Origin of the sequence: Mesorhizobium jarvisii, assembly GCF_003601985.1 — a bacterium.
GTDB classification, from domain to species: Bacteria; Pseudomonadota; Alphaproteobacteria; order Rhizobiales; family Rhizobiaceae; genus Mesorhizobium; species Mesorhizobium jarvisii.
Window position 1 is genome coordinate 336,972 of the sequence record NZ_QZXA01000010.1, and the last position, 6,000, is coordinate 342,971.

General features: G+C 62.8%; 7 protein-coding genes and 2 pseudogenes. 3 read left to right on the top strand and 6 right to left on the bottom strand.

The annotated features are described in order from the left end of the window. Positions 1-66 precede the first annotated feature (66 nt). A complete protein-coding gene (locus tag D3242_RS25685) occupies positions 67-936 on the bottom strand; it encodes a LysR family transcriptional regulator (RefSeq protein WP_064985443.1) in 870 nt (289 codons plus the stop codon). Positions 937-1,212: 276 nt separating this feature from the next. Between D3242_RS25685 and D3242_RS25690 the strand changes: the two are divergent. Further along, positions 1,213-2,471: pseudogene (locus D3242_RS25690) on the top strand (MFS transporter). 46 nt (positions 2,472-2,517) lie between these two features. Continuing rightward, positions 2,518-2,739 (top strand): hypothetical protein, encoded by a 222-nt coding sequence (locus tag D3242_RS25695; RefSeq protein ID WP_081296202.1) that lies wholly within the window; start codon positions 2,518-2,520, stop codon positions 2,737-2,739. Here the strand turns inward: D3242_RS25695 and D3242_RS25700 are convergent. From D3242_RS25700 to D3242_RS25715, 4 genes and pseudogenes are all read right to left on the bottom strand, one after another. Beyond that, a complete protein-coding gene (locus tag D3242_RS25700) occupies positions 2,736-3,242 on the bottom strand; it encodes a hypothetical protein (protein ID WP_064985441.1) in 507 nt (168 codons plus the stop codon). The two genes, D3242_RS25695 and D3242_RS25700, sit on opposite strands and share 4 nt — an antisense overlap. Next, positions 3,239-3,406, bottom strand: a pseudogene (locus D3242_RS34505) (sunset domain-containing protein); the annotation flags it as partial. The gene D3242_RS25700 and the pseudogene D3242_RS34505, both read right to left, overlap by 4 nt. A 522-nt stretch (positions 3,407-3,928) precedes the next feature. Further along, complete coding sequence (locus D3242_RS25710; protein ID WP_064985437.1) at positions 3,929-4,222, bottom strand: helix-turn-helix domain-containing protein; 294 nt, start codon at positions 4,220-4,222, stop codon at positions 3,929-3,931. A 300-nt stretch (positions 4,223-4,522) separates the two neighbouring features. Continuing rightward, positions 4,523-4,771, bottom strand: a complete 249-nt coding sequence (locus D3242_RS25715) for a hypothetical protein (protein WP_141700936.1) — start codon at positions 4,769-4,771, stop codon at positions 4,523-4,525. 186 nt (positions 4,772-4,957) lie between these two features. Between D3242_RS25715 and D3242_RS25720 the strand changes: the two genes are divergently transcribed. Next, entirely contained in the window at positions 4,958-5,467 is a 510-nt protein-coding gene (locus tag D3242_RS25720) for a hypothetical protein (RefSeq protein WP_064985436.1), read from the top strand. 76 nt (positions 5,468-5,543) lie between these two features. On the opposite strand, the gene D3242_RS25725 is transcribed toward D3242_RS25720, so the two are convergent. Next, positions 5,544-5,768: a hypothetical protein gene (locus tag D3242_RS25725; protein ID WP_064985434.1), complete on the bottom strand. Its 225-nt coding sequence runs from the start codon at positions 5,766-5,768 to the stop codon at positions 5,544-5,546. Positions 5,769-6,000: the final 232 nt, after the last annotated feature.

A 6,000-nucleotide genomic window follows, 5' to 3' on the forward strand; every position in this document is an offset into this window, starting at 1 on the left:
GCGGCAATCGGCAGGGTTCGGCGGACATTGCGTGCCACGGACCTTCAGCTCATTCACTTCCAATCATCACGCGGCCGGATCGAACGCCCCGACCAGTTCGCGGATCAGCGCCTGGATCCGCGCGGTCTTGTAGAGATCGGCATGGGCAACGAGCCAGACGTCGAAATCGGCCGAGCGCTCAGGCATGATCCGCACCAGCTCCGGCTCGGCGTCGGCGCGGTAGCAGGGCAGTTCGGCAACGCCGATGCCGGCTGCCGTTGCCTCGACAAGGGTGACGGATGATGATGTGCGGAACACCACCTTGCCGGCGCCGGCCGGCTCTCCGCAGAGGACCGAAGGCATCGTCGGCACCACCGGCTGCTGGTAGACGACGAGATCGTGGCCAGCAAACCCGTCGCCGGGGGCTGGCGTGCCACGGGCCGCGAGATAGGCACGGGAGGCATAGATTCCGGTTTTGAGCGTGGCGAGGCGGCGCACGATCAGATCGGGCGCGTCGGGCCGGATGGTGCGGATGGCGATGTCGGCCTCACGCCGGGTCAGGCTGGCGACGTCCTGCGAGGCCAGGCAGATGACCTCGATGCCGGGATGTTCGGCACGCATGCGGGCGATGGCCGGAATGACGAACCGCTTGCCGAGCGAGTCGGTCGTGGCTACCCGCACCGTGCCGATCAGCCGCTCGTCGATGCCCATTACCCGTCGCTCCATCTGCGCGACGGACCGCTCGATCGCTTCGGCCGGTTCGACCAGCGCTTCGCCGGCCGGCGTCAGCACATAAAGGGACGGCGTGCGCAGGAACAGCCGCGCGCCGAGTTCGTCCTCCAGCGCCGCCAGCCGTCGGCCGACCGTCGCCTGATCGACGCGCATCCGCCGCGCGGCGGCGCGCAGCGTGCCCGCCCGCGCAATCTCCAGGAAGAAGCGTGCATTGTCCCAGTTCATCGTGACCCTCCCGGCGACGCGAAGTGGATGATGCAAGTTTGCATCAGAGAAAGGCAGATATACTGCTTTATCGCATCGTATGCATTCCTAGATTGGATCTGCAGGAGGTGTCCGATGACAGGTTGCGATACACTGGAAGACAGCCGCGCTGGTTCAGCCGGTGCCGATGACGAAGCAATCTCGGCGAGGCGGCGCAGGTTCACCCTGTGGCTCGTGGCCGGCGGCATGTTCATGGCGGTGCTCGACGCCACGATCGTCAACGTCGCGCTGCCGGCAATGCGCGCCGATCTCGATGCGAGGGTCGGCGACCTCGCCTGGATCGTCGATGCCTACACGCTGAGCATGGCGGCGCTCATCCTCGCCGGAGGCGTTCTCGCGGATCGCTGGGGCGCGAAGCGCGTCTACCTCGCGGGGCTGGCCCTGTTCGTCCTCGCTTCCGCCTTGTGTGGCGCCGCCGGTTCGGTCGCGTGGCTTGTCGCAACCCGGTTGCGCAGGGCGTCGGGGCCGCCTTGTTCCTGCCCGCTTCGCTGGCCGTCGTGCGGGAAACCTTCGACGATCCCGACGAACGAGCGCGCGCGATCGCGACATGGGCCGGCATCGCCTCGGTCGCGGCGGCGATCGGGCCCGTGCTCGGCGGGTTCTTGGTTGGCAGCCTTGGTTGGCGCAGCGTCTTCCTTGTCAACGTGCCGGCGGGCTTGCTGGCATTTGGCCTGACGATTTGGATCGTGCGGCTGCGATCGACGCAGCCGACGAAGCGGTTCGACTGGGGCGGGCAACTCACCAGCATCGTCATGCTCGGCGCCCTCTGCTTCGCCGCGATTGAATTGCCGGAACGGGGAGCGGGTTCGCCCGCGGTCCGGCTTGCGGCGGCCATCGCTGTCGGCGCCGCCCTAGGCTGGTTCCTGATCGAGCGCCGCACTCGCGATCCGATGGTCCCGCTCGTGTGGTTCCGAAACCCGACCTTTCTCGCGGCCAACCTTGTCGGTTGCCTCGTCTATGTCGGCTATTTCGGCATGCTGTTCATCCTGAGCCTTTATCTGCACGGCGACTACGGGCTCGACGCCAGGCGAACCGGGCTTGCACTGCTGCCCACCGCGGCGAGCCTGTCGGTCGGCAATGTGATCGCGGGCAGGCTCCAGGCGAAAGTGTCGCCACAGCGCCTCATCGCGGGCAGCTTGATCTGTGCGGCCCTTTCCGCGCCCTTGGCAGCCGGGCTGCTGGTCGGCCATGCGTCCTGGCCGGCTATCGTGGGGACGCTTGCCATCTTCGGTGCGGGCACGTCCGCGTCCGTGCCCCCGGTGATCGCCACCGTGCTCGAGCAGGTTCCCGAGGCCGCGTCGGGCGTGGCATCCGGTCTCTTGAACGCGCTGCGCCAGACCGGGAGCCTGCTCGGCGTCGCCGCCGCGAGCGCCGCCTCGACGCTAACGCCAAACCTCCCCGCGGCTCTATGGATTGTCGCGGTGATGGCTGCAGTTGTCTACGCTTTCGCCGCAGGATCGGCGATCGGCTGGATCCGCGCGCCCGCAAGGCCGTGACCGGCCCGCGCCCATGCTGGCGGGCTTAGCTTTAAACCACTCCAGGGTGAAGTATTTGGCCGATATCGATAGTTGGCCGCTGCGGCTCGTCGTGAACGGCGCCTTTCAACAGAAGTCCCGCGCCGGCCAAGATAGCGAGGACGGCAAAGGCGGCGAGCGCAATGGCAACCCGAGGGCTCCTTGGCGACGCTTTCACAGCCTGGATCAGGTCTTCGAACGTGGCTTCCATCAGCAGATGCTAGACAGCCACTCGCCAACAAGCCGTTAACGCCCCGGCGCGCGCGTGGATATGACGGCGGCCATCATATCGAGACCGCGAGCGGCGCGAATAGGGTCAAACAGCGCGAGCAGCAAAGAGCCTATGGCGATCGCCAGTAGGAGATAGGCTAGCACCTCTAACGGCCTGTGCGTCCAGTGCGTAGGAAGGGCCGGCGGAACCGTCCAGGAGGGCGGCGCTGAAAGCTTCGGAATTCGACGCTCTGCCTTCCTGGCTCGTTTCATATCAAGTCGCTGCTGAGCGAATTGCTGCCGGGTCTGTTCCGATGACGAAAGGGAATTGGCCCGCAGCCAGGCTTTGAATTTGCCGGCGTGGACCTGCACTCTGATGGCGGGAAAGCCTTGGCGGCGTTGCTCAATTTCAGACGCCTTGAAACTTTCCCACCACTCCTCCCAGGTCGGCGGCAGATCACCGACTTCCGAAAGCTTGAGGATGAGTGCGTAATCATGAGGAGTGTAGACCGGGGCGGCCGGCCATTGACTGGTGTCCGTCATCGCCGAGCCTTGCGCCAGCCGGCCGCGCGCGCCTCGTCCTCGGTGCAAAACCACCGCTCGCCATACTGGGGGCTTATCTTCGTCTCCCAGTAATGTTCCTGGCCGGGCATGTGGTAAATCCGCTCCCCGGTGTTGATAGAAATGTTGCCTTTGATGCTGCAGCCGCCGGCGAGCAGAGATGACGGATCGGGAACGTCAATCTGCCAAGCCATTCGGCTGGTATGAACTTAGCGACTGTATCAAGACTGCTGGGGCTCACTGTGAGAAAGGCGGCCAGCGGCAGCATCACCAACGCAAACAGGTATTGTGGTCGCCACCAGCCGCGCCGACGCTTCCTTGCGTTCTGGCGCCATTGGTCAGCCTGCTCACGAACTATTTGATGCTGGACTTTGCCACGTCCAATTTCCCCCCAACTGGAAAATGCTTCCAATCGACGTGTGAGTCCATACATCAGACGCCGCTAAACTGTTGTCGGTGCCAATTGTGCTGCATTGACAGAAAACTCGCCGGGCGAGGAACCCCAATACCTCAAGCCCGGCGAAGTTTACTTCCTGATCCCCGATCAGGACCGGTGGGAGGAGCACCGGCAATCTCTGCAATGCAAAACGGGTGCCAACATTTTTCGTCCCGAAACGAGACAGTCTAAAGCTAGCCATTGGTGGGCGGCCAGGCTGCTCTAGTTGCCACTACGCCTTTCTCTGCCGGCCGCGCCACATTCTATTGTCGGTGACGAGACCGCTGTCACCTTCAGGGCGGGCTAGCGATGAAGAGCCTTCCGAGGTGAAGACAATTCCGGCGTCCTCAAATGCTTTGCGAATGGCCGTGATGTTGTGGGGACGGGGTTTCCTAGTGCCGTTCTCAAGAACGGCGATCGTCATCTCGCTAAGATTGGCTTTTGCGGCGAGGCGCACTCGCGACCAGTTCAGTAGGGCTCGCGCTGCCCTTGCTTGATCTGCTGTGAGGAGGTGTCGGCTGTCCATAGGCACGGAACATTCAACACGGCTAAAATGTTCCCCTGACTCGCCCTTATGTCGCCGAGCAATGTCGTGCCGCTGGGCGACCCGGCGCCGGCCGACACTCGGGCAATTCCACGCTGCCACCTATCCGTCGACCAGAAGCTCGCCGTCGGCCGCTGGCTGCTCAAGGTCAAGGCACAGTTGCCGCATGGCCATTTCGGGCCGTGGGTAGAGAAGCAGCCGGGCTTGAGCCGCGGCATGGCCCTACGTACGGTGCATGGTGCTGGCACGGGCCTATCAGACGCAGCAGGCCGTCAAGGCCAGTCAGTTTTTGTTCGGGTCGCTGGCAGAGTGCAATTTGGCACGGATAGCCTCAAGCTCGGCCTGTCTCTTCTTGCGTTTAGCGTCCCTTGCCTTTTGTTCGGGAGTGGCGGTTCCGGCTGCTATTGCTGCTTCGTCGGCGGCTTGTCGGAGTTGCTTCTTGAAGCCCTTCCCCTTGGCCATGGCCGGCTGCGCGAAGGCCATGGCGCTTACGATCAAGACGGTCAGAGTCGTCAATAATGCCTTTCTCATACGCACCTCCTCCATCGCCCACATTGTATCGCAGGGTGGGGGTCGGCGCGACTGCTATTGGGCGCACAGGCAAGCGCATGAGCGAGCCGGACGTTTCGGCGGCGTAAGGAGAGCGGGCAGAGGGAAACGCGCGCTGGCGCGGCGCGGCTAGCCGGTCTAAGTTCGGTCTTTTGGGGGAGCCGGGCAATGAAACGGGCCATTGCTTTCTGCCTGTTGATCGTCACCTGCTTCGCGGGAACAGCCAAGGCTACCGTCATTCTCGAGAACTGGACACCTGAACTTGAAGGGCTTGTCAGGGGCATCACGAGCCAGATCGAGGAAATGCCGTTCATCAGAGTATGGGCTTACGCGGAAGCGATTGACCGATATTGCTTCCCTGCAAAGTCGTACGCCAATGTTGTCGGCGTCACGTTGAAGGAGACCGCTCGCCATCAGGATAGTTTTAGCCCGGGAATGCTAGCAAGCGCTGAACGTGATGCGGCAGATCATCTGCGAGGCGAGTATCTGGCTTGCGCCCCCGCGATGAAGTTCGTTGAGGAAACGGTCGCTCGAATGCCCGAGCTTGTTGAGAAGCTCAACGTACTGCAGATGCAAATCAACGACGTCAAGGCCAAGATCGCTACGGCTTGCGCAATAAGAGCTCGGGAAGGATCCCCACCCCTTAAGATATGCATCGGCGGCTACTTGCCCGATTGATGCGGCCCGCAGCAAGCCGCGCTTACGCTTAGAGCGGCGGCCAGCCGAAACGCGCGCTGGTGGGCTTCCTGGCCTGCTATTTGATGCTGGGGGCAGGCGGTTTCATCATCACGCGCAACTGCATCTTTTCGATAGTAGCGACGATGGCAGCCGCCAACGCTTCCGCCTCATGAATTAACTCCGGCCCATAGAGGCCGTTCCCCGCTTCCTCGCTCGGCAGCACGCCGGGCGGGCAGTGTTCCTCGATCGTGCGCCGGATAAGCGTCAGGGCTGCCCGGCATTCGTCGGCTTCGATCTTCATCACGTTCAAACATGCAATTCGTCTAAAATGTTCCGGAACTATTTTAGCGCAGGCTAATTGAATAGCGGTTTGTGAGTCCTGTGCATGCGTTTGAGGTTCATCGCTCCCTTGATGCCGGCCCTTGTCGAGCAGCCTCCAGAAGGCGACGGCTGGATTCACGAGGTGAAGTTCGACGGCTACCGCTCGCAACTGATCATCGGTGAGGACGGCACCAGGATCTACACGCGTAACG

Bases quoted from the DNA above. Each gene is read 5' to 3' on its own strand.
- D3242_RS25685 (WP_064985443.1), bottom strand. From the start codon at position 936: ATGAACTGGGACAATGCACGCTTCTTCCTGGAGATTGCGCGGGCGGGC.
- D3242_RS25700 (WP_064985441.1), bottom strand. From the start codon at position 3,242: ATGACGGACACCAGTCAATGGCCGGCCGCCCCGGTCTACACTCCTCAT.
- D3242_RS25710 (WP_064985437.1), bottom strand. From the start codon at position 4,222: ATGGACAGCCGACACCTCCTCACAGCAGATCAAGCAAGGGCAGCGCGA.
- D3242_RS25715 (WP_141700936.1), bottom strand. From the start codon at position 4,771: ATGAGAAAGGCATTATTGACGACTCTGACCGTCTTGATCGTAAGCGCC.
- D3242_RS25720 (WP_064985436.1), top strand. From the start codon at position 4,958: ATGAAACGGGCCATTGCTTTCTGCCTGTTGATCGTCACCTGCTTCGCG.
- D3242_RS25725 (WP_064985434.1), bottom strand. From the start codon at position 5,768: ATGAAGATCGAAGCCGACGAATGCCGGGCAGCCCTGACGCTTATCCGG.